This is a genomic window from Sedimentibacter sp. B4, assembly GCF_000309315.1.
Classification (GTDB): Bacteria; Bacillota; Clostridia; order Tissierellales; family Sedimentibacteraceae; genus Sedimentibacter; species Sedimentibacter saalensis.
The window spans coordinates 1-21,134 of sequence record NZ_CANG01000019.1; the positions used below are offsets into that span (position 1 = coordinate 1).

The 21,134-nt window shown below is 37.3% G+C and carries 21 protein-coding genes; 2 read left to right on the forward strand and 19 right to left on the reverse strand.

Translation table 11 applies throughout. From position 1 onward, the window contains the following. Positions 1-288: 288 nt before the first annotated feature. The 14 genes from BN358_RS03415 to BN358_RS03475 form a co-directional block, all read right to left on the reverse strand. Complete coding sequence (locus BN358_RS03415; protein ID WP_019227889.1) at positions 289-603, reverse strand: hypothetical protein; 315 nt, start codon at positions 601-603, stop codon at positions 289-291. A 10-nt stretch (positions 604-613) separates the two neighbouring features. Next, positions 614-997: a glycohydrolase toxin TNT-related protein gene (locus BN358_RS03420; RefSeq protein ID WP_019227890.1), complete on the reverse strand. Its 384-nt coding sequence runs from the start codon at positions 995-997 to the stop codon at positions 614-616. Between the two features lie 87 nt (positions 998-1,084). After that, positions 1,085-1,327: a hypothetical protein gene (locus tag BN358_RS03425; RefSeq protein WP_019227891.1), complete on the reverse strand. Its 243-nt coding sequence runs from the start codon at positions 1,325-1,327 to the stop codon at positions 1,085-1,087. Positions 1,328-1,389: 62 nt separating this feature from the next. Then, entirely contained in the window at positions 1,390-2,040 is a 651-nt protein-coding gene (locus BN358_RS03430) for a Fic family protein (RefSeq protein ID WP_019227892.1), read from the reverse strand. A 3-nt stretch (positions 2,041-2,043) separates the two neighbouring features. Then, complete coding sequence (locus BN358_RS25260) at positions 2,044-2,220, reverse strand: hypothetical protein (RefSeq protein ID WP_019227893.1); 177 nt, start codon at positions 2,218-2,220, stop codon at positions 2,044-2,046. Positions 2,221-3,102: 882 nt separating this feature from the next. Next, positions 3,103-3,993, reverse strand: a complete 891-nt coding sequence (locus BN358_RS03440) for a GGDEF domain-containing protein (RefSeq protein WP_019227895.1) — start codon at positions 3,991-3,993, stop codon at positions 3,103-3,105. Positions 3,994-4,024: 31 nt separating this feature from the next. Then, positions 4,025-4,678 (reverse strand): RecX family transcriptional regulator, encoded by a 654-nt coding sequence (locus BN358_RS03445; protein WP_019227896.1) that lies wholly within the window; start codon positions 4,676-4,678, stop codon positions 4,025-4,027. 188 nt (positions 4,679-4,866) lie between these two features. Next, positions 4,867-5,286, reverse strand: a complete 420-nt coding sequence (locus BN358_RS03450; RefSeq protein ID WP_019227897.1) for an acyl-CoA thioesterase — start codon at positions 5,284-5,286, stop codon at positions 4,867-4,869. 14 nt (positions 5,287-5,300) lie between these two features. Continuing rightward, the gene (secF, locus tag BN358_RS27420) at positions 5,301-6,209 is read right to left on the reverse strand and encodes a protein translocase subunit SecF (RefSeq protein ID WP_040581958.1); all 909 of its coding nucleotides are present in this window, start codon (positions 6,207-6,209) and stop codon (positions 5,301-5,303) included. Then, complete coding sequence (gene secD, locus BN358_RS27425; RefSeq protein ID WP_040581959.1) at positions 6,209-7,474, reverse strand: protein translocase subunit SecD; 1,266 nt, start codon at positions 7,472-7,474, stop codon at positions 6,209-6,211. Before secD ends, secF begins: the two co-directional genes overlap by 1 nt. 22 nt (positions 7,475-7,496) lie before the next feature. Then, a complete protein-coding gene (locus BN358_RS03465; RefSeq protein WP_019227898.1) occupies positions 7,497-7,889 on the reverse strand; it encodes a hypothetical protein in 393 nt (130 codons plus the stop codon). Positions 7,890-7,934: 45 nt separating this feature from the next. Continuing rightward, on the reverse strand, positions 7,935-8,057 hold the full coding sequence (locus tag BN358_RS28265; protein ID WP_019227899.1) for an OadG-related small transporter subunit: 123 nt from the start codon (positions 8,055-8,057) through the stop codon (positions 7,935-7,937). A 9-nt stretch (positions 8,058-8,066) separates the two neighbouring features. Further along, the gene (locus BN358_RS03470) at positions 8,067-9,206 is read right to left on the reverse strand and encodes a sodium ion-translocating decarboxylase subunit beta (protein WP_019227900.1); all 1,140 of its coding nucleotides are present in this window, start codon (positions 9,204-9,206) and stop codon (positions 8,067-8,069) included. 224 nt (positions 9,207-9,430) lie between these two features. Then, positions 9,431-11,563, reverse strand: coding sequence for a DNA topoisomerase 3 (locus BN358_RS03475; RefSeq protein ID WP_040581963.1), 2,133 nt, complete (start codon positions 11,561-11,563; stop codon positions 9,431-9,433). Positions 11,564-11,700: 137 nt separating this feature from the next. Between BN358_RS03475 and BN358_RS03480 the strand changes: the two genes are divergently transcribed. Next, entirely contained in the window at positions 11,701-12,765 is a 1,065-nt protein-coding gene (locus BN358_RS03480) for a P-loop NTPase fold protein (RefSeq protein ID WP_019227902.1), read from the forward strand. A 19-nt stretch (positions 12,766-12,784) separates the two neighbouring features. Continuing rightward, a complete protein-coding gene (locus BN358_RS03485) occupies positions 12,785-14,152 on the forward strand; it encodes a hypothetical protein (RefSeq protein WP_019227903.1) in 1,368 nt (455 codons plus the stop codon). Positions 14,153-14,259: 107 nt separating this feature from the next. On the opposite strand, the gene uvrA is transcribed toward BN358_RS03485, so the two are convergent. From uvrA to rph, 5 genes are all read right to left on the reverse strand, one after another. Beyond that, the gene (gene uvrA, locus BN358_RS03490; protein ID WP_019227904.1) at positions 14,260-17,076 is read right to left on the reverse strand and encodes an excinuclease ABC subunit UvrA; all 2,817 of its coding nucleotides are present in this window, start codon (positions 17,074-17,076) and stop codon (positions 14,260-14,262) included. Between the two features lie 11 nt (positions 17,077-17,087). Continuing rightward, positions 17,088-19,070 carry an excinuclease ABC subunit UvrB gene (gene uvrB / locus BN358_RS03495; protein WP_019227905.1) on the reverse strand — a complete coding sequence of 661 codons (1,983 nt, stop codon included), beginning with the start codon at positions 19,068-19,070 and terminating at the stop codon, positions 17,088-17,090. A 124-nt stretch (positions 19,071-19,194) separates the two neighbouring features. After that, entirely contained in the window at positions 19,195-19,677 is a 483-nt protein-coding gene (locus BN358_RS03500) for a metallophosphoesterase (protein WP_019227906.1), read from the reverse strand. Further along, positions 19,658-20,272, reverse strand: a complete 615-nt coding sequence (rdgB, locus tag BN358_RS03505) for an RdgB/HAM1 family non-canonical purine NTP pyrophosphatase (RefSeq protein WP_019227907.1) — start codon at positions 20,270-20,272, stop codon at positions 19,658-19,660. The genes BN358_RS03500 and rdgB overlap by 20 nt, the downstream gene beginning before the upstream one ends. After that, the gene (rph, locus tag BN358_RS03510; protein WP_019227908.1) at positions 20,269-21,012 is read right to left on the reverse strand and encodes a ribonuclease PH; all 744 of its coding nucleotides are present in this window, start codon (positions 21,010-21,012) and stop codon (positions 20,269-20,271) included. Before rph ends, rdgB begins: the two co-directional genes overlap by 4 nt. Positions 21,013-21,134 lie beyond the last annotated feature (122 nt).

Here is a 21,134-nt window from a genome sequence, read left to right on the forward strand (position 1 = left end):
GATACAGTTCAACATTTTCTATAACAACTGTAAGGGAGGGTTACTGCCCTCCCATGTGTTAGTCACGAGAATGATGACAACAACCCCGTCCCCTTGACATACCCTTGACATAAGCCTAATTCATAAAAAGCTTGTTATTCTGAATCAGAATGTAATAATAAGCTTGCTTAGTGGCTAACCATGTCTTTGAACAGCCTTTTGGTAACGATAATAATTGAGTAGGTAGTTCCACCTTTTTTATTTGCCAAGAAACATATAGGAGTCGTGAACGACCCCTATATCATATTGCTATTCTTCCAACTCATAACGATATTTGTTATCAAGTTCTGGTAGCTTTATATTTAACTTATCATTACTCCAAATATCCCAGTTCCATCCTCTAGTTATATAAGCTGCTGATGTTATCCAACGTTGCCCTTTCGGAGGAATCTTCCCCTCCTCTATCATTTTTAAAAGACCTTCCATTTCGGGAATTATGGTCTTCTCTATTTGATCCACTGTCGCCTGCTTGTCTTTACCCATTGAAATATCTAGTAAATCTTCTTGGCATATTAAAAGTATCTCGTTAATGTCATTTTTTAAATCAAGCATTGAGTATCTCATCTTCTTCTCCTTATCTCATACCTGGTACATAATATTGGTATCCTCCACCAAGTTGTCCAAAGTTAGGAGCAACTGTACCCTCTAGTAATGTAGTCCCTTTTTTAAGAATTATTGAATTAACATATTGTGCAGAATTGCCAGGAGGTAATGCTAATTTCGATATAGGATCACTTACTTTGGTTGGAGTAACCCAATAGCTCGACGGCGCTGAATCTCCTCCATAATACCTATAAACGGTTGTATCTTGTTTTAAGGTTGTTACTTTAATATCGGAACCAAATGCGTTCCTCACTTGAGTTTGGAATTGTTTCGGAACATTGCTACTTATGAAGTTATCAACTTCCCACAGTTCATCTATGATCTTAGCTTTATCACATTTTGGAAGACCTTTCAACTAATTTCCATGAATTTGAAAGTTAGCATGTTTTCAATTTTCATTTATGTATGATGCTCAATTTGGTCATTTTTGTATACTAAAATGTTATTTCTTACTAGTCTTAATTTTTCTTATATGAAGAATTGTTAGAATCAGCAATACTGTATTTATTCCTGCTACTGCTGGTGAACAGTCAACGTTTTCAAAAAACATCTGTTTTCCTGATAAATATAGCATAAAAAATTCACTGCATAAAAGTAAGTACAGGAACATTTTTATATCATTAAAGGCATTTTTATTTTCTTCTTTATTCTTTCTTTCAATTTTTTTATTGCTTTCATTGTTCATCTCTCATTATCCTTTACTAATATTATTTTTATTTATGATATTAGTTCCGTCTCAAAGTACGATTAATATTTCAACCCAATTGATTCAATAAAATCTTTTTGCTCTTGTTTTGAAATTGGAATTAAAATTTCATTAAACATTTCTATATATTCTTCATGCCCATAATTAAAAGCAAGCGAACTTAACTCTATCATCTTTTCTTGTGTTATTTTTTCAAAATTCAATTCATATCCTGATACCTTTGCCAAATAGGACATGAATACTCTCTGAGAACGACCATTTCCTTCTCTAAAAGGATGAAGTGCATTTATTTCGCTCATATAAAAAGAAAGACCATCATATATAGCATCATTACCTGCATTAATAAGATAGTTTTCTTCTTTAAGTTTATTAAAGACATAATCCGCATAGCTCTCGATATTTTCATAATAGCAAAAAACACTGCCCTTAGATATGTTAACATTTCTAATTTGTCCGGCCCACTCATATATATCTTTGAAAATATTGTAGTGTATATCCTTTAAATGTTTGAAATCCAATTTTCCTTTTAGTGGTTCATTTTCAATTTCCATTATTCTTAATGAACTTATTTCTCTTTCAGCAATGCCTAAATCATGTTCATTTGTTATATTTAATTTATTTTTTAGAACAGAAGAATTGGGATAACAATACTTTAAATCGTTATCAAAGCTGTATGAATAATCAGTATTCATAGTCTACACTCTTTTCACAGTATGTTTTTCCACAAGTTTTTTTACAGTATCATTAATTGTGGTTTTTCCAGTTAAACAATCTCTCATTCTTATTTTATCGTTGTTGGTTAATGGCATTCCTTCAATTGATAGATTTGCATTAACATTTCGTATTATTTTTTCTATTCTTTTATCATCCATAATAATCCCTCCAACCATATATATTTTATCATATTTAGGCAATTTTATCTACAAAAACCTTAACTCTTTACTTATATTCTAAGGCTGAATTCTCCACTTGCTTAATGCTTAATTTCTATTTAACTGCATTTGAAACAACATAATATCCTAACATATAAATTAAAAACAAATATATCAATAATACCGCAAAATAAATTGCAAATCTAATACGTTTTAATTTAAGAGGACGAAAATATTTACTATTTAAAAAAACATATGCTGTTACAGGCATAAAGATAGTAATAATTATTATCGCTTTTAAGATATAATCACCTCCACCAAAAAACTGTGACCATTTTATTATAATTATTATAGTTAACACGAAATACAATACATATTTAAAAATTTTTTTCATTATAGAACTCCAATTTATTCTAAAAATAAAATACTATACTACATCTCATGCAAAACTTGCAATTGCACTTATATTAAAAATTAATTTTCTCAAGTATGCCACTATTTTTCTATTTAATTTTTATTAAATACTATCATATAAAGGCTGATTGTGCGTGGACATGTTGAAAACAATATATGTTTTTGTAAAAACTCAAGATTCTTGTGTTAATTAAAGATGTTCAAAAATATGAAAGGATTAAAAATTAGATTGGACTAAAAAAAGAATGCTATGCATTCCCTAGACTATTGACAAACTTAATTTCTACATATTGTAGCGGAGGATCTTGTGTCCTCCCGTGGGATTAATACAAACAATAAATTGTTATCTGCGGGAGAGCACAAGGCTCTCCCCTACGTACTTAGATTTCAACATCACCACAAGTACCAATATTATTAATTAAAATAACTTTGTCAGAAGCCTGAGGAATGCTATGCATTCCATTAGGTTTATGACAATATTATTCCTTTGCCCATGGACTGGGCCTTTACCAGCAGTGCTTCTGCCTTACTGAACAACTCTTCAATTGTTTCTCCGTTGTATTCCACCAGGGCGCCGCATGTGCTCAAACTTGTGTTATTGATGTTAAGGTTATAATTTTTTGTTTCCATTTTTACTTTTTCAACCATCAGCTTAGCTATGTCAATATCCACGTTGTTCATAACAACTATGAATTTGTCATTTTCATATCTTCCTGCAACATCAATTTTTCTTACTACAGAGCTAAGTATCCTGGCAAGATCCTGAAGAACCTTGTCTCCTGTGTTCATGCCATAGCTTAAGTTGAACGTCTTGAAATCGTCAATGTCTATAATCAGCATGCAGAAGTTGACGCCTTCTTCTTTATACGATACAATGCTATTTTTTATGCAGTCTATCATGAACTGAAAATTGTAAAGTTTTGTGAGCATATCCACATTGGCTCTTGATTTTATTTCATTTTCCAGATGTTGTATCTGCCTGTCCTTTTCCAGCACAATTCTTCTGATTTCCTTTTTTTCAGTTACATCCTGTGCTGCAATGTAAAATGTGTCATCCTTGTATCCAAAAATGCTAAGCCTAAGATATCTTTCAAAGTTCGGAAAATACTGCTCAATTATTTTATGTTCATTTGTCATGGCAGCTTCGCATAATATTCTCGGCCAATCAAACAACGAATCTGAAAGCTTTGGAAAAAGCATTACCATGTTTTGATTCACCAACGCTTCCGGCCTAAAACCTGTTATGCCCTCTACCTTATCGTTGCAGAAAATCGCAAACAAATCGACTCTTCCTGTTTCCCCTCGTACAATTTTGCACTTTATCAATGCGTCAGAAATATAATTGCTAAATTCAATCATACTTACACCCCCTAGTTATATTCTGTCAAATTTAATAGCACTGGTCAAACTCATCAAAATCCCCCTTTAATAGACTTGACACCACCTTCTTTACTGTGCCATATTCAAATCCCTTGTTAATTAAATAATTCGACAATTTAAGCGTTTTTTTGCGGGTATCTTCTTCCTTCATCGAAGCGAGTTTTTTTTTGGCCAGCAAAAATGCTCTTTCGATTTCCTCTTCTTCAGAAACGCTGTTCAGCTTTTCATCTATTATTTCCTTGTTTATTCCCTTGTTGTACAATGCTTCTTTTATTTTTCGTCTGCCGTCTTTTGATATATTTATTTTGCTGCTAATGAACATTTCGCTGTATCTTTCGTCATCTATGTATCTTTGTTCTCTTAACTTTTTTATGACATTTTCAACGAAGATTACATCATAACCCTTGTCCTGTATTTTTACCTTAAGCTCTTTTTCGCTTTTTGGAGCTCTTGAAAGCAAGTTGACTGCATAGTTGTATGCATTCATTTCTTCCTCTGCAGTTAATATTTCACTTATGAAATCATCCTCTAGTTCCATGTTCTTTGCAAGGGAATATTTTATCATAACATTCATGTCAACAGCAAAGGCATAGCTGTCATCAAGGTAAATGTTAAATCTGTCTTTATTCTTTTTTTGATATTCGATTTTCGTAATTTTTTTCATATTTCCCTCGCAATAATTTTATATATTTTATCATGTTTATCGAAATTTATCAACTTTTGTATTATTAACACAAAAAAAGGAGAAGATTTCTCTTCTCCACTAAATACTGACAATTATGTTTATTGTACTAATTGTAGGGGCGGATTACTGTCCGCCCACGGGAGGACAGTGGTCCTCCCCTACATTAATTATTTTAAGTTTTTTGCTCTTTCTCTTATTTGAATTTCTTCTTCATCCTTTGGTTCATCCATCACAAGTCCGTGAGGAACTTTCTTGCCGTCTGCATCAACAGAAATAAATGTTATAAACCCTTCAACAGGCTGGATTTTGTTTAACTCCATGTCTAGTCTGGTGTACACAACTATACTTGTCTTTCCAACGTGAACAACCTTGCTTGTGAATTTTACTATTTCTCCTCTGTTGATTGGAGTTCTGAACACAAAGCCATGAATATTGAGGCATACCACTCTTTCAGGATCTCCAATTGTTGAAGCAGCTGCAATGAATGCAGATTCTACAAACCATTCTGCAGTGCGTCCTGCGAACAATGTGCCGTGATGATTCAAATCTTCTGATTTTACCAATCTTGAACTAGTATACTCCTTCATTTTACCTCCTCATATTATGCTTCTTGTTGTCTTTTATGCCACATAACAAGCATTGGGCCTGCAAGACAAACTGTTGAATAGCAGCCGCTTATAACTCCAACTAGCATTGGTATTGCAAATGTCTTGATTGAATCAATGTTGTAAGCAAATGCCAGTATGCATACTATCAAAATGCTTATGCCTGTTGTTATGCTTGTGTTGATGGATCTTGAAAGCGACTGGTTGATGCTTGTGTCAACAAGCTCTTCGAATGTTTTCTTTTCAAAATATGGTTTGTTTTCTCTTATGCGGTCATAAATAACTATGGTGTCGTTGATTGAATAACCTATTATTGTCAGTGTTACTGCTATAAATGAGTCATTAATAGGCATTTTGAATATTACAAATATGAAGAACACCACCAGCACATCGTGAACCAGTGCTATTAATCCTATAACACCTGCAGAAAGCCCTGATATTTTTTTGAATCTGAAGCGTACATAGATTATTATGAACAATGATGTAAGCCCCAGAGCTATAAGACCGTTTGTAAGAAATCTCTTGCCTATGAACGGCTGTACCACATTTGATTCAGACAATTCAAGCTGAGAATCGGGAAATGCCTTTTTAAGTTCTGCATCAAACTTATCCTGGTCGTTAGCATCAAGACCGCTGTTGCCTGACAGGTTGAATACAATTTTCTTACTGTGGGTAGCCAGGTCTTCTGTAAGCTGAACTTCCGTGTTTCTGTTTAATATTTCAGTTGCTTTGTCTGCTGCTGCTTCAGCATTCATTTCACCTGTGTATGAATATTTTATTATTGCCCCTCCCTTGAACTGAATGGACAAATTAACTCCGTTAATAAACAGTGCAACTAAGCCTACTATCATTATGGCAGCGGATAAAGCAAAAAATATTTTTCTTTTCTCATAAAATTTAATCATTATTTTGCCTCCTTAACTTTAACCCCGTACAGGGATTTTTTTGCGAACGCATCGTTCATGCTCATTGATTTAGAAATTATTTGTGATGCAGTCACTCCTGAAACAAAGTTAAGAATACATCCAACCATCAAAGTGTAGCCAAATGAAAGCATTGAACCTGTTCCAAATATCATCATTATTATGGCTGCAGCTATTGTTGTTATGTTTCCGTCAAAAACCGCTGAAAATGCCTTCTTGTATCCTGTGTCTATGCAATATCCCAAAGACCTTCCGGCTCTTAGTTCTTCTCTTATTCTTTCAGCAATTATTACGTTGGCATCAACTCCCATTCCTATGGACAGAATTATACCAGCGATACCAGTGAGAGTAAGAGTTACCTGAGGTATTGAAAGGGCAAGCATTTGGATTGATACCTGAAGAATAATAGCCAAACATGCAACAAATCCCAATATTCTGTAGTAGAAAATCATGAACAGACATACAAATGCAAATGCCAGCATTCCTGCCTTTATCATAACATCAAGAGCTCCTGAACCTAATGTAGGTGTTATGGTGCTGTGATTTTTTGATACCAGTGAGAAAGGAAGAGCTCCTGAATTTATTTTGTCAGAAAGGTCCTTTGCTTCCTCAACGCTTCCTATGTCGCTGATTACAGAGTTTCCTCCGGATATTTTTTCTCTTACGTTAGGAGCAGAAATCAATGTTTCATCCATGTAAATGGATATTCTTTGACCTACAAGTCTTTCTGTAGCATCTGCAAACTGCTTTGCTCCCTCATTATTGAACACTAATGTTACAACAGGTTTGCCTGTTTTTTTGTCAAGCTGCACAACACTTTCCTTTACGTCCTTGCCTTCCACCAGAATATTTCCATCCGGGTCCCTGAAAGTAAGTCTTGCTGTTTCTCCAAGCTCAGCAATTGCTGCCTGAGGATTGAAATTTGTTTCACCTGATTTCCAAGGAAATCTTACAATTATTTGCCCATTGTTATTGTCTACAGTAATTTCTCTGTCCAAAATGTTCTGAGCATCCATTCTTGTTTCCATTATGATTTTTGCAGATTCAAGCTCGCTTGCTGTAGGCACCCTATTAAGGTCTGCCGGTTCAAACACCGCTTCTACTCCGCCTCTTATGTCAATTCCAAATCTTATATCCTTCATTCCCTTAATTTGAACCGATCCTGCATTTACACCAAAGACTGCAACCAATGATATGCATATTATCAGCAATATTACAAGGATGTACATGTTTTTATTTAATCTCATTGTTTCCTCCTGATTTATTTTATTATGTTGTTATGATTTCACGCATCATCCTTTTTTTGCCGTCACTCTTGTTTGTGTAGAACACCACAAACACACTGTAATTAAACAGCCTGCAGATTTCACTTATGACTGAAGAATGTTTGTGTTTATAAATACTTGCATTTAGGCTAACATTTACCAAAATATACGTCTTGAACAAGCTGAACATAAAATTGCTGTTTGCTTTGAAGATGTGAGAATTCTCGTTTTGAGCATACTCTTCCTCCAATATGCTAATACTTTCAGTTTCCGCATACATTTCTATGTTGTTTTGTCCGTCAGTTTCTAATTTTTGGTTGTTTTTAAACTGCAAAATAAAAATCGAGGCCATAATGACTAAAATCATTATGGCTGCAAATTTTCTGTTGCTTTTCATTTAGTCATCCTTCCCCGATCATTTAATCTTTTAATTAATATTGTATTATTTCTCGCTAGTCAATTTTAACATTAAATTTAGAGCTGCATATATCACTATTATTACAAAAAATATTGCGGCCATTCCCATTCCCATGAGTTCTAATGATTTTATAACATCTATGTCCATACAAACCTCCTACAACAACAGTGCCGGTACAAGACCTATTATTACGCCGCCGGCTATAACTGAAGCAATTTGTCCTGACACATTAGCTCCTACAGCATGCATCAAAAGGTGATTTTGAGAGTCTGCTTCAAGACCCATCTTCTGAATAACTCTTGATGACATTGGGAATGCAGATATTCCTGCAGCACCAACCATTGGATTTATTTTTTCCTTCAGGAACAAATTAAGGAACTTAGCGAACAATGCTCCTGCGATTGTATCAAACACAAATGCCAGCAATCCCAAAACCATTATTAACAATGTCTCCTTTGTAACAAAATATTCAGCCTTCATGCTTGCTGAAATTGTAAGTCCCAAAAGCAATGTAATGAGGTTTACCAAATCTTTTTGAGCTGTTTCAGAAAGTGATCTAAGCACTCCACATTCTCTTATGAGGTTTCCGAACATCAAAAATCCTACCAGAGAAATGGAAGCCGGTGCTACAAGACCTGCAATCAATGTTACAACTATTGGGAACAAAAGTCTTGTCATTCTTGAAACGCTTTTTGGATTGTACTTCATTCTTATTTTGCGGTCTTTTTCTGTAGTGCATATTTTTATTGCAAAGGGCTGTATTATTGGCACAAGCGCCATGTATGAGTATGCCGCCACGGCTATAGGCCCTATGTAGTTGCTCTTTAAAACCTGCGAAACCAAAATTGATGTAGGACCGTCAGCTGCTCCTATGATTCCTATGGCTGCTGCATCTGTGAGAGAAAATCCCAGAAGCGTTGCAACCGTAACTGTAGCAAAAATTCCGAACTGGGCTGCTGCGCCGAAAAGCAGAAGCCTTGGGTTTGACAAAAGGGGTCCGAAGTCAATCATGGCTCCAATTCCTATAAACAATAAGAGTGGCATCATTTCAGAAGCTTCTATTCCTACTTCAAAAAGCCAATCTATTATTCCCTGTACTTCACCAATTCCTTGTAAAGTCTGATTTAACACGCCTGAACTTGGTATGTTAACCAAAATTGCTCCAAATCCCATTGGCAGCAACAAGGCTGGTTCAAGTTCCTTTGCAATTGCCAAGTAAATTAGAGTGCCACCTATAATCCACATAAAAATTTGCTGCCAGGTAACCTGAGTAATACCGTTAGTTAAAAATTCCATTTCCCGCTCCTTTTTGTTTATTCTTGTGTATTCTATTATAAATAACTTCAATAAGCAATTATACATAATCCTCAAAATTATTCATTTATGAGACAAATCATTAATATTTTTATATATTTAGTAAAAAACATTCATTAAAATCCTAGTAACTTTTATTTTCTCATTTTTCCTGCTATAGTTGTTTTATTCGCGTTTTTATGCAAGAATCACTGTACTTCCTGCATCTATGATGTATGCTCTTTATTTTCTATGGTAAAATCAATTCTGTAGCCATTGTCAGCCATCTTCAGGGTCAAGTCAATTTCCTGTCCTTCTTTTGCTGCCTTTACCGCAGTTTCCTTGTTTTTCAGGAGTTCCTGAACATCTTTCCTTGTCAGTGCAATGCCGTTTTCTTCAAGAACCTTGTCATTCTTCCATATAGAAAATTTGCAAGAAGGAAAATTTTTATATCCTGTGCAGAAGAAATTTTTTTTGCTTTCATATACTTCTCTGCCACAGCGGGGGCATATGCCTATAGCATTGCTTTTCTTTTTGCTGCCCGTACTTTCAAAGCTCACATTTTTTGCAGAACTTAACTTGCCTTCCTTTATTATTTCAGCTACATACTTTTTTATGTCAACTATGAAATCCTTTGAGGATGCTTTTTTTTGTGCGATTTTTCCAAGCTCACTTTCCCATTCCCCTGTGAGGTCCGGCTTTTTAAGCTTTTCATGCACAATTTCAATGAGCTGTATTCCATTTTGGGTAGGCACCAGATTTTTTTTATTTCTTTTAATATAACCAACAGAAATTAACTTTTCTATTATTCCGGCTCTTGTGGCAGGAGTCCCCAGCCCTATGGATTTCATTTCTTCCCTAAGCTTCTCGTCTTCTATTTGCTTACCTGCTGTTTCCATAGCAGTCAGGAGAGTTGCTTCCGTATATGGTTTCGGAGGAGAGGTTTTTTTTGTTACCACCTTAACTTCCTTGGGCATAATCTTGTCGTTGAGATTCAGATTTGTGGTTATTTCCTTGTCTTCCGAATCTTCCTTCACCTTGCCAAGGATTATGTCTTCAATTTCCTTCCAGCCGGGTATGACAACTTTTTTTCCTCTTGCTTTGAACTTATCGATTTCAATTTTAAGTTCAATGTCTGTCTGGTCAAATTCCTGCTTCCTGTCAAGTACAGCAATGAATCTGGCAACAATGAGCCTCAGTATGTTTTCTTCTCTTTCAGGAAGCTTAATGCTTGAAACTGTCCTGATGTTAGGCGTAACAATTATGGCGTGATGGTCTGTAACCTTTGAGTCGTCAATTACTCTTTTGTCAGCATTGATCTTTTGCTTTAACACCTTGTCTACGCAGTATTCAGAGCCTTTCCATCCTTGTTTAATGTTTTGAAGAAGGTCGGTCAATTTTGATTTCATGTCCTTTGTCAGGTACCTGGAATCTGTTCTTGGATAGGTTGCCAGCTTGTATTTCTCGTAAAGGTTCTGGGCTGCATCAAGGGTCTGTTCAGCAGAATAACCATATCTTCTGTTTCCGTCCCTCTGCAGTTCTGTCAGGTCGTACAATAAAGGCCTTTCAACCGTAGCCCTTTTCGTCTGCAGCTTTGTGACAGTTGCTTCCTTGTTCTGACACCTTGCTGCAATTTCCTCGGCCTTTTCCAAATAATCTATTCTTGTGCCATCCTTGTTAAACCAAGTGGCAGTAAACATTTCGCAGTCTGCAGCCACTTCATAAAATGGCTGAGAAACAAACTCGTCGATTTCCTTCTGTCTTGAAACTATAAGTGACAATGTTGGTGTCTGAACCCTTCCTATGGTCAGCATCTGGTTGTACTTAACCGTAAAAAGCCTTGTGGCGTTTATTCCCACAAGCCAGTCTGCCTCTGAACGTGCCTTTGCGGACTGGTAAAGTGCAAAATATTCCTTGTTGTCCTTCAGGTCCTTGAATCCTTCAAGAATTGCCTCGTCAGTCATGCTGCTTATCCAAAGTCTTCTGACGGGCTTATTACAGCCTGCGTTCACATAGACATAACCAAATATGAGCTGCCCCTCGCGGCCGGCGTCGGTTGCGCATATTATTTCGTCGATGCTGTCGTCAAGCATTAGCCTTTTTACTATTTCATATTGTTTTTCTGTGGAAGGATTGACCATGTATTTAAATTGCCTTGGGAAAATAGGCAGGTCATTTACATTCCAGCTTTTATATTTAGGATCATATTCTTCCGGGTATGAAAGCTGAATCAAATGTCCTACACACCATGTTATTTTGTAATCCTGGCTTTCTATATAGCCGTCTCTTGAACGGTTTATGTTCAAAACCCTTGCAATGTCTTTTGCCACTGACGGTTTTTCAGTAACTATCAATTTCATACAAATTCTTCCTTTTTTATTGCTTTGCCTGATTATTATAGCATAAAACCTGTTACATGTCCTTTCTTTTTTTGTTTTTAACATTATTGCTGCTCTTTCATATAATACAACATTAGTCTATGTAGGGAGGTATTCATTTGAAGGAAAAGCATTTTTTTGCAGGCAACAATACATCGCATGGTTTTTTCAGTTACTTTGACTATATTTTAAAACTGGATGAAGCAAGACACATTTATATTTTAAAGGGAGGACCCGGTGTTGGGAAAAGCACTTTCATGAAGAAATTCGCTCATGAAATGCTTAAGAAAGGTTACTCGGCAGAATTTATTCATTGTTCCAGCGACAATGAAAGTCTTGATGGTGTTGTTATTCCCGAACTTAAAATTTCACTCATTGATGGCACAGCTCCTCACACTGTTGATCCATCCATTCCTGGAGCAGTTGACGAAATAATTAATTTGGGTGTTTATCTGGACAAAAGTTCCCTTGAAAAGCATAAAGCACAAATTATGCAGCTCATAAAAAACAAATCAAATCTCTACAAAAGCGCCTACAGGTATCTTGAAGCTGCCGGAATCATATCAGAAGAAATAAATTCTATTTATGACCAGTACATGAACCAGGATGAATTCAACAATCTTGTAAACAAAGCAAAGGAAATGTTGTTCCCGGATGTTCCACGAAACTTAAAAAAAGGCAAGGTAAGAAAGCTTTTTGCTGAAAGTTACACTTCCGCCGGATATATAAGCTACACCCCTTCTCTTTCAAGCGGCAAAATAATCTGGGCAGTAGTTGGAGAAGACACAAATTACACATCATTGTTTTTAAAGGCAATAGCTGAGGAAGCTTATGACAAAGGTCTGGATACAGAATGTTTCTTCAGACCACTTGACCCAACAAGGCTTCAGCATCTTTATATTCCCGAAAAAAATCTTTTTATCATGAGTGCAGAAACAAGCATGAGCGTACATTATGACGAAGTTTTCGACATGCACCTAATCATGGACACTGAAAGCATCAAGATCCGCATTTCAGAAATTGAAAACAACCTCCACATGCATGACATGCTTATTAAAAATGCCCTGGAAAAATTGTCAGCCACCAAAAAGGCTCATGAACTTCTTGAAATTTTTTATGTTAACAGCATGGACTTCAAAGGAGCAGACGAATGCTTCAACAGCGTAATTTCAAAACATACATAAAATTCAAGGAGGTTTATTTATGGTTCTAACTTCAATGCACTATCTGTATATGGTGATGGTTGTCATCATCCTGGTAATCATGCTCATGAAAAAGGATATTGTTATTCCTTGCATAATCGGAATTTTCGCAATGGGTTACCTTTATTCCGGCAGTATTGTTGTGGCTGTTCAGTCAATTTTCAACACTCTCATTTATGCGGGCAATGAATTTTGGGGTATTATTGTTATTATTTCCCTTGTGGTTGCAATGTCTAAAGCATTGCAGGAAGTAGGGGCTGACGTCTTGATAATGTCTCCTATAAAAAAGGTGATGGTAAATCAATCCATGGCATTTTGGGCAATAGGCATAACCATGATGATCATTTCATGGCTGGTTTGGCCTAGTCCGGCAGTACCTCTTGTAGGGGCTGTACTGCTTCCGGCAGCAATGAAAACAGGGCTTCCTGCTATATATGCAGCTGTGGCCATGAACCTGTTCGGGCACGGCGTTGCACTTTCCAGTGACTTCTTCATTCAAGGAGCTCCATCCATTACTGCTGCAGGAGCAGGAGTAGAAGTTACGGAAATAATTTCTGCTTCTGTGCCTATATGGCTAACCATGTCTGTAGTGACCGTTGCAGTTGCATTTCTCATGATGAAAAGAGATTTGAAGAAAAATCCTCAGCTTTATGTTCACGAAGCTGAAATGGAAGCTTCTGAAACTAAGGTTCCGGGAAAGACTGCAAAAGCAATTGCCATATTCACACCTCTGGCATTCATACTTGACATTGCAGCAATGTTAAAACTAAAACTGGCAGGAGGAGACGCCACAGCTCTGGTAGGTGGAACAGCAATCATAATAATGCTGGTAACAGTGCTTACAAGCTTTAACCCAAAGGATGGATTTGAAATTACGGTTGATTATATTAAGAAAGGATTCTCTTTTGGAATAACAGTATTTGCACCGGTTATATTTATAGGAGGATTTTTCTTCCTCGGAAACCAAGGAGGAGCTACGGCAGTTTTCGGCGAAGGGGCTCCGGGCATATTGAATGAAATCAGCATATTCCTTTCGGAAAATGTTCAGATGACAAAACTCTCTACAATTTTGACCCAGTCAGCGGTATCCGTAATCACAGGACTTGACGGTTCCGGATTCTCAGGTCTTCCCATTGTTGGAACACTGGCATACACATTTTCAAATGTAATAGATATAAATATGGCAGGGCTTGCTGCTCTAGGTCAGGTAATCACTGTGTGGTTTGACGGCGGAACAGTAATTCCTTGGGCTGTTATTCCTGTTGCTGCAATATGTAATGTAAATCCTCAAGACCTTGCAAGAAAAAATCTCATACCTGTTCTGTGCGGTATAGCTGCAGCAATAGCAATTTCAATGATAATACTATAAACAATGAAGAATTAAGAGTTAAGAATGAAAAATGAATGAAGGGAATTTTGCTTGGCAAAATTCCCTCCTTTAATTCTTAACTCTTCACTCTTCATTCTTAATTGTAGTTACTGTTTCATTACTTTTTTCAGATATTGTCCTGTGTAGGATTTTTTTACCTTTGCCACTTCTTCCGGAGTTCCCTGGGCAACTATTGTTCCGCCGCCGTCTCCTCCTTCGGGACCTAAATCAATAACAAAGTCTGCTGTCTTGATAACATCCAGGTTATGCTCTATGACAACAACCGAATTTCCTGCTTCAACAAGCTTGTTCAGAACTTCAACCAACATGTGAATATCAGCTATGTGAAGCCCTGTAGTAGGCTCATCCAAAACATACACTGTCTTTCCTGTTCCTTTTTTGCTCAGCTCATATGCTAATTTAACACGCTGAGCTTCTCCTCCGGACAATTCCGTTGAAGGCTGACCAAGCTTCACATATCCCAATCCCACATCATTGAGTGTCTTAATCTTGTTGTATATCTTAGGAATATTTTCAAAGAACTCCAATGATTCCTCTATGGTCATGTCAAGAACTTCCGCAATATTTTTCCCCTTGTATTTAACTTCAAGAGTTTCTCTGTTGTATCTCTTGCCCTTGCACACATCACATGGAACATACACGTCGGGGAGAAAATGCATTTCTATTTTCAATATGCCATCGCCGCGACAAGCTTCACATCTGCCGCCCTTAACATTGAAGCTGAACCTTCCCTTTTGATAGCCTCTTTCCTTTGCTTCAAGAGTCATTGAAAATATATCTCTGATATAATCAAATACTCCTGTATATGTGGCAGGGTTTGACCTTGGAGTTCTTCCAATAGGGGACTGGTCAATGGTAATTATTTTATCGATATTTTCAATGCCCAGCATCTCATCGAACTTACCTGGCTTATTGCTGTTTTTGAACAACTTCTGGTGCAATCCCTTTGACAGTATTTCGTTTATCAATGAACTTTTTCCTGAACCTGATACACCTGTTACAGCACACAAGACGCCCAATGGAATTTTAACATCAAGATTTTTCAGATTGTTTTCTCTGGCACCTTTTATTTCAATAAACCTTTCAGGCACTCTTCTTACTTCCGGTACTTCAATTTTTATCCTTCCGCTTAAATATTGCCCTGTTATGGAGTTCTGGTTGTTTTTTATGTCTTCAAATGTTCCCTGTGCAACAACTTCGCCTCCATGGATACCGGCTCCCGGACCAATGTCCAATATATAATCGGCACTTTCCATGGTTTCTTCGTCATGTTCAACAACTATGAGGGTGTTTCCCAAGTCAGTAAGGTTTCTCAAAGTCTTAATGAGCATGCTGTTGTCTCTTTGGTGAAGACCAATGCTGGGTTCATCCAGCACATAAAGCACTCCTACAAGACTTGAGCCGATTTGTGTTGCCAGTCTTATACGCTGGGATTCTCCTCCGGACAATGTTCCGGCATTTCTCTCCAAAGTGAGATACGTGAGCCCCACATCTGATAAAAACTGAAGTCTTGAATTGATTTCCTTGATTATCTCGCTGCCGATTATCTTGTTAATAGGGCTTAGCTCAAGCTCATTAAAAAACTTCAAGCTTTTTAAGACCGAAAACTGAGTTACCTCATATATATTTTTGTTTCCTACCTTTACGGCAAGGCTTACAGGATTTAATCTGGCTCCGTGACATACAGGGCACAAACTTTCATACATGTAATCCTCTATCCATTCTCTCATTTCAGGAGACCTTGTTTCCATGTACCTTCTTTGAAGGTTTGTAACAACCCCTTCAAATTCTCTCTTATATGTTTTATTCTCGCTTTGATACTTGCTATAAAAATCTACTGTTATTTCTCTTCCATTTGTTCCATATAAAATTTCATCTATGAATTCCTTTGGCGCTTCTGAAAGTGGTTTTGAAACGTCAAATTTGTGGTAATCAGCTATTGCCCTGAATATCTGGTAATAATAACCGTCTTCATCTGCTCCGTAAGGAGCAATTGCTCTTTCGCCGATTGTTTTTGAATAATCAGGAATTACCAAATCAGGATCAATTTCTTTTTTCACTCCCAAACCGTTGCATTCAGGGCAAGCACCAATGGGATTGTTAAAGGAAAACATCCTTGGTGATATTTCTCCGAAGCCTATTCCGCAGTCTGTACATGCAAATTTAGTGCTCATGAGAAGCTCTTCCTGCCCCATGACATCAATGAGAACCATTCCGTTAGACATCTCCAGAGCTGTTTCTACTGAATCCACAAGTCTTTTTTGTATTCCTTCCTTTACAATTAATCTGTCCACAACAACTTCAATGCTGTGCTTTTTGTTTTTATCCAGATTAATTTCTTCTTCTAATTCCAAAAGCTCCCCGTCAACTCTCACTCTGACGTATCCATCTTTTTTAATGTTTTCAAGAAGCTTTTTGTGGGTGCCTTTAGCCCCCCTTACCATTGGAGCCAAAATTTGTATTTTAGTTCTTTCTTCATATTCCAGAACCTTGTCAGTTATCTGGTCCACTGTCTGAGTTGTAATTGGCCTTCCGCAGTTAGGACAGTGAGGAGTTCCGACTCTCGCATACAACAGTCTGTAATAGTCATAAATTTCTGTTACGGTTCCAACAGTTGAACGGGGATTTTTGCTTGTTGTCTTCTGATCTATGGATATGGCAGGAGACAACCCTTCGATTGATTCCACATCCGGTTTATCCATTTGTCCAAGGAACATGCGGGCATATGAAGACAAACTTTCAACGTAGCGTCTCTGTCCCTCTGCATAAATTGTATCAAATGCAAGAGATGTTTTTCCGGAGCCGCTCACTCCGGTGAAAACAATCAATTTATCTCTTGGAAGCTCAACTGAAATGTTCTTCAGATTGTTTTCCTTCGCTCCCTTAATTATAATTTTGTCCATTGTTTATCCTTTCACTCAACAACCAGTGCGATGTTGTTCTGAATTTTTATATCCTTTATCTGATCTCTTAAGTGGGCTGCTTTTTCAAATTCCAGGTTTTCAGCAGCTTTTCGCATTTCTTTTTCAAGCTCAATGATGTATGAATTGACATCCTTAACATCATCCTTAGTCTTGTAATGTTTTTCTTCCTCTGCTGCCTTTGTTGCCTCAATTATGTCTCTCACACCCTTGATTATGGACTGCGGAGTGATGTTGTGCTGTTTGTTGTACTCATCCTGAATTTTTCTTCTTCTGTTTGTTTCATTTATTGCTCTATCCATGGAACCTGTCATTTTGTCAGCATACATTATTACTCTGCCATCCACGTTGCGGGCTGCTCTTCCCACTGTCTGAATGAGAGATGTTTCCGAGCGCAGGAATCCTTCCTTGTCGGCATCAAGTATGGCAACAAGAGAAACTTCAGGCAAGTCAAGACCTTCCCTCAAAAGGTTTATTCCCACAAGCACGTCAAATTCTCCAACTCGCAGGTCTCTGATTATTTCCATTCTTTCAAGGGTATCAATGTCAGAATGAAGATATCTTACCCTTATGCCTGTATTCTTGAAATAAGCCGTAAGGTCTTCAGCCATTTTCTTAGTAAGGGTTGTAACAAGAACCCTTTGATTTTTTGATGTTGATCTTTTTATTTCATTGAGCAAATCGTCAATCTGATTAGCAACGGGACGAACATAAATAGGAGGATCAAGAAGCCCTGTAGGACGGATGATCTGCTCAGCAACATTCTGAGAATGTTCAGCTTCGTATGGTCCCGGAGTTGCGCTTACAAACACAACCTGGTTTATTATTTTTTCAAACTCATCAAACTTCAGCGGCCTGTTGTCAAGAGCCGAAGGAAGTCTGAAGCCGTAATCCACAAGCGTGGTTTTTCTGGCTCTGTCTCCGTTGTACATTCCCCTTACCTGAGGAACAGAAACGTGTGACTCATCTATTATCATCAAGAAATCTTTTGGAAAATAGTCCAGAAGCGTGAATGGTCTCATGCCTGGCTGGAGGTTGTTTATATGCCTGGAATAGTTTTCTATTCCGTTGCAGTATCCCATTTCCTGAAGCATTTCCACGTCATAGTTCGTTCTTTGCTCAAGTCTTTGCATTTCCAGAAGTTTGTTTTCACTTTCAAAAGTTTTAAGTCTTTCTGCAAGCTCCTCTTTTATGCTTACAACTGCTCTTTGTACATTTTCTTCCGTTGTGGCATAGTGAGTTGCAGGAAAAATTGAAATATGGTTTCTCCTGCCTATAAGTTCTCCTGTGACTGTGTTTATTTCTGTTATTCTGTCGATCTCGTCGCCGAAAAATTCAACCCTGATTGCATTTTCAGAAGATGATGCAGGGAATATTTCAACTGTGTCTCCTCTGACACGAAACGTCCCTCGTGTAAAGCTTATGTCATTTCTTTTGTATTGAATTTCCACAAGCTTCTTTATAGTTTCTTCTCTTCCCTTTTCCATTCCCGGTCTAAGAGACAATACAAGATTTTCATAGTCAATAGGGCTCCCCAAGCCATATATACATGAAACGCTGGCTACAATTATTACATCTTTTCTTTCAAAAAGAGAAGCAGTTGCCGAGTGTCTCAGTTTATCTATTTCATCGTTGATGGATGCATCCTTTTCAATAAAAGTGTCGCTGCTGGGCACGTAAGCCTCAGGCTGATAGTAGTCGTAGTAGCTTACAAAGTACTCAACTGCGTTGTCCGGAAAAAATTCTTTAAATTCCGAGCACAGCTGTGCTGCCAGCGTCTTGTTGTGGGCAAGAATCAGCGTAGGTTTTTGAACCTTTTCGATGATGTTTGCCATAGTGAAGGTTTTTCCTGAACCTGTTACTCCAAGAAGGGTCTGATACTTTAAATTTTTCTCTAAACCTTCCGTAATTTTAAGAATAGCCTCCGGCTGGTCGCCTGTTGGCCTGAACTCTGATTTTATTTTAAATTCTCCCATAACGCACCTCTACACATAAACGTATGTTCGCTTCATTATATTACTTTTAGTATACATAGTCAACTAAAAACTGCCTTATCATAACCCATTTTTTTGGCATTGAAAAGGCAGTTGCATGCATTGTTTAATTTTCCAGCGTCATGACGCTGCATTTTATATCATTGTCTGTAAATTCAAGTATACCGTAGCTTCCATTTCCCCTTCTTGGGAAAATTGTGCTTCCCGGGTTAAAAAACAATGTGTTGTCCACATATTCAGCCAGCTGGTCGTGGGTGTGGCCAAACAATACAACGTCAGCATTGTTTTCTTCAGCAAATTTCTTTAAGGCATCAAGATTGTATTTGACATTGTGGATGTGTCCATGTGTAATGAGAACATTTCTCCCCATTATTTCCTTGAAGATAATCCCTTTCTCTAAAACATTGTAATCACAGTTTCCCGGAACCTGGTATACTGTCTTTATATTAAGTTTGTCCGCAAACTTCTGTGCATCATTGTACTTGTCACCGCAGTGGATTAAAATATCATAGTCTCCATGTGTCTTGATTTCATTTATGTGGCTTTCAAACACTGCTCCGTGACTATCGCTAATTACAAGAACCTTCACTAGCTTCCTCCAGCTTTTCCTTTAAATTCATGAGTGCATTTGCTCTGTGACTCACTTGGTTTTTTTCTTCTTCTGTCATTTCAGAAAATGATTTATTCCATCCATCAACTATGAACAATGGATCATATCCAAAGCCGTTTGTTCCTCTTTCCTCAAATGCAATCTTGCCCTTGCATTCTCCTTCTGCCATCAGTCGACTTCCATCTTCCAAAACGACTGCCATCACTGTTTTAAATGTGGCAGTTCTTTTTTCCATTGGAACACCTTCAAGATTTTTAAGCAGAAGTTTGTTGTTGTCCTTGTAGGATACAGGCTCTCCTGCATATCTTGCAGAATAAACTCCAGGGTCGCCGTTTAATGCATCCACAAAAAGTCCCGTGTCGTCGGCAATCACTATCCCCTTCACAAGTTTGTGAAGTTCTTCTGCTTTCTTGAATGCATTTCCTTCAAGAGTGTCCTTATCTTCTTCAACATCAAAATCCAAATATCCAAGATCGTCTTTTGACACCACATCGAAAATTGTATCTTTGAGAATGTCTTTTATTTCATTTATTTTATGCTTATTTCCGCTGGATAAAATTATCTTTCTTCTCATTTTCCTATTTCCCCGCTGATTTCTTCTCCCAGCGCTTCTCTTTGTATCTTATAAAGCTTCTGGCAGCCTGATGTTGCCAAAGTAACAAGGTCCATAAACTGGCTGTGAGAAAATGTTGCTTCCTCTCCTGAGCCCTGAACTTCAACAAATTCGCCTTTGTTTGTCATAACTATGTTCATGTCCACATCTGCTGCTGAATCCTCTTCATAGCATAAATCAAGTATTGTATTGCCTCCGCTTATTCCAACGCTAACCGCTGAAACAAATGCCTTTATTGGCATCTTTTCAATCATTTTTTTATCTATTAGACCCTTGAATACATCTGCCATAGCAACAAATGCTCCGGTGATAGATGCAGTCCTTGTGCCTCCGTCAGCCTGAATTACGTCACAGTCTATCCAAATTGTTCTTTCACCTATAATGCCCAGGTCAACAACGGATCTCAGGCTTCTGCCTATGAGTCTTTGAATTTCCTGAGACCTTCCGTCTATTTTCAATTTATTTATATCTCTTGACTTCCTGGTCTTTGTAGAGCCCGGTATCATTGAATATTCGGCTGAAACCCATCCCTTGCCTGTTCCCTTCAGAAATGGAGGAACTCTTTCTTCAACCATTGCAGTACATATTACTTTTGTGTTTCCTACCTCTATTAAAACTGAACCATCCGGATGCATCAAATAATTTCTTGTTATTTTTACATTTCTCAGTTCATCGTTTTGTCTGTTGTCAATTCTGTTCATAATTACTCCTTTTTTCAATTCTGGAATTATTATACCCTAATTATACATCTTTAACAATAATAAACAACTAAGTTTTTGACATACATTATTTAAAAGAAAAGTCAACCGAACCTTGTTATGTT

Excerpts from the sequence above, each read along its gene's own strand:
- secF (WP_040581958.1), bottom strand. The coding sequence starts at position 6,209 with ATGATTAAATTTTATGAGAAAAGAAAAATATTTTTTGCTTTATCCGCT.
- BN358_RS03465 (WP_019227898.1), bottom strand. The coding sequence starts at position 7,889 with ATGAAAAGCAACAGAAAATTTGCAGCCATAATGATTTTAGTCATTATG.
- BN358_RS03430 (WP_019227892.1), bottom strand. The coding sequence starts at position 2,040 with ATGAATACTGATTATTCATACAGCTTTGATAACGATTTAAAGTATTGT.
- BN358_RS03440 (WP_019227895.1), bottom strand. The coding sequence starts at position 3,993 with ATGATTGAATTTAGCAATTATATTTCTGACGCATTGATAAAGTGCAAA.
- BN358_RS25260 (WP_019227893.1), bottom strand. The coding sequence starts at position 2,220 with ATGGATGATAAAAGAATAGAAAAAATAATACGAAATGTTAATGCAAAT.
- uvrA (WP_019227904.1), bottom strand. The coding sequence starts at position 17,076 with ATGGACAAAATTATAATTAAGGGAGCGAAGGAAAACAATCTGAAGAAC.
- BN358_RS28265 (WP_019227899.1), bottom strand. The coding sequence starts at position 8,057 with ATGGACATAGATGTTATAAAATCATTAGAACTCATGGGAATGGGAATG.
- BN358_RS03475 (WP_040581963.1), bottom strand. The coding sequence starts at position 11,563 with ATGAAATTGATAGTTACTGAAAAACCGTCAGTGGCAAAAGACATTGCA.
- BN358_RS03485 (WP_019227903.1), top strand. The coding sequence starts at position 12,785 with ATGGTTCTAACTTCAATGCACTATCTGTATATGGTGATGGTTGTCATC.
- BN358_RS03445 (WP_019227896.1), bottom strand. The coding sequence starts at position 4,678 with ATGAAAAAAATTACGAAAATCGAATATCAAAAAAAGAATAAAGACAGA.
- BN358_RS03470 (WP_019227900.1), bottom strand. The coding sequence starts at position 9,206 with ATGGAATTTTTAACTAACGGTATTACTCAGGTTACCTGGCAGCAAATT.
- BN358_RS03415 (WP_019227889.1), bottom strand. The coding sequence starts at position 603 with ATGAGATACTCAATGCTTGATTTAAAAAATGACATTAACGAGATACTT.
- uvrB (WP_019227905.1), bottom strand. The coding sequence starts at position 19,070 with ATGGGAGAATTTAAAATAAAATCAGAGTTCAGGCCAACAGGCGACCAG.
- rdgB (WP_019227907.1), bottom strand. The coding sequence starts at position 20,272 with ATGAGAAGAAAGATAATTTTATCCAGCGGAAATAAGCATAAAATAAAT.
- BN358_RS03450 (WP_019227897.1), bottom strand. The coding sequence starts at position 5,286 with ATGAAGGAGTATACTAGTTCAAGATTGGTAAAATCAGAAGATTTGAAT.
- rph (WP_019227908.1), bottom strand. The coding sequence starts at position 21,012 with ATGAACAGAATTGACAACAGACAAAACGATGAACTGAGAAATGTAAAA.
- BN358_RS03425 (WP_019227891.1), bottom strand. The coding sequence starts at position 1,327 with ATGAACAATGAAAGCAATAAAAAAATTGAAAGAAAGAATAAAGAAGAA.
- secD (WP_040581959.1), bottom strand. The coding sequence starts at position 7,474 with ATGAGATTAAATAAAAACATGTACATCCTTGTAATATTGCTGATAATA.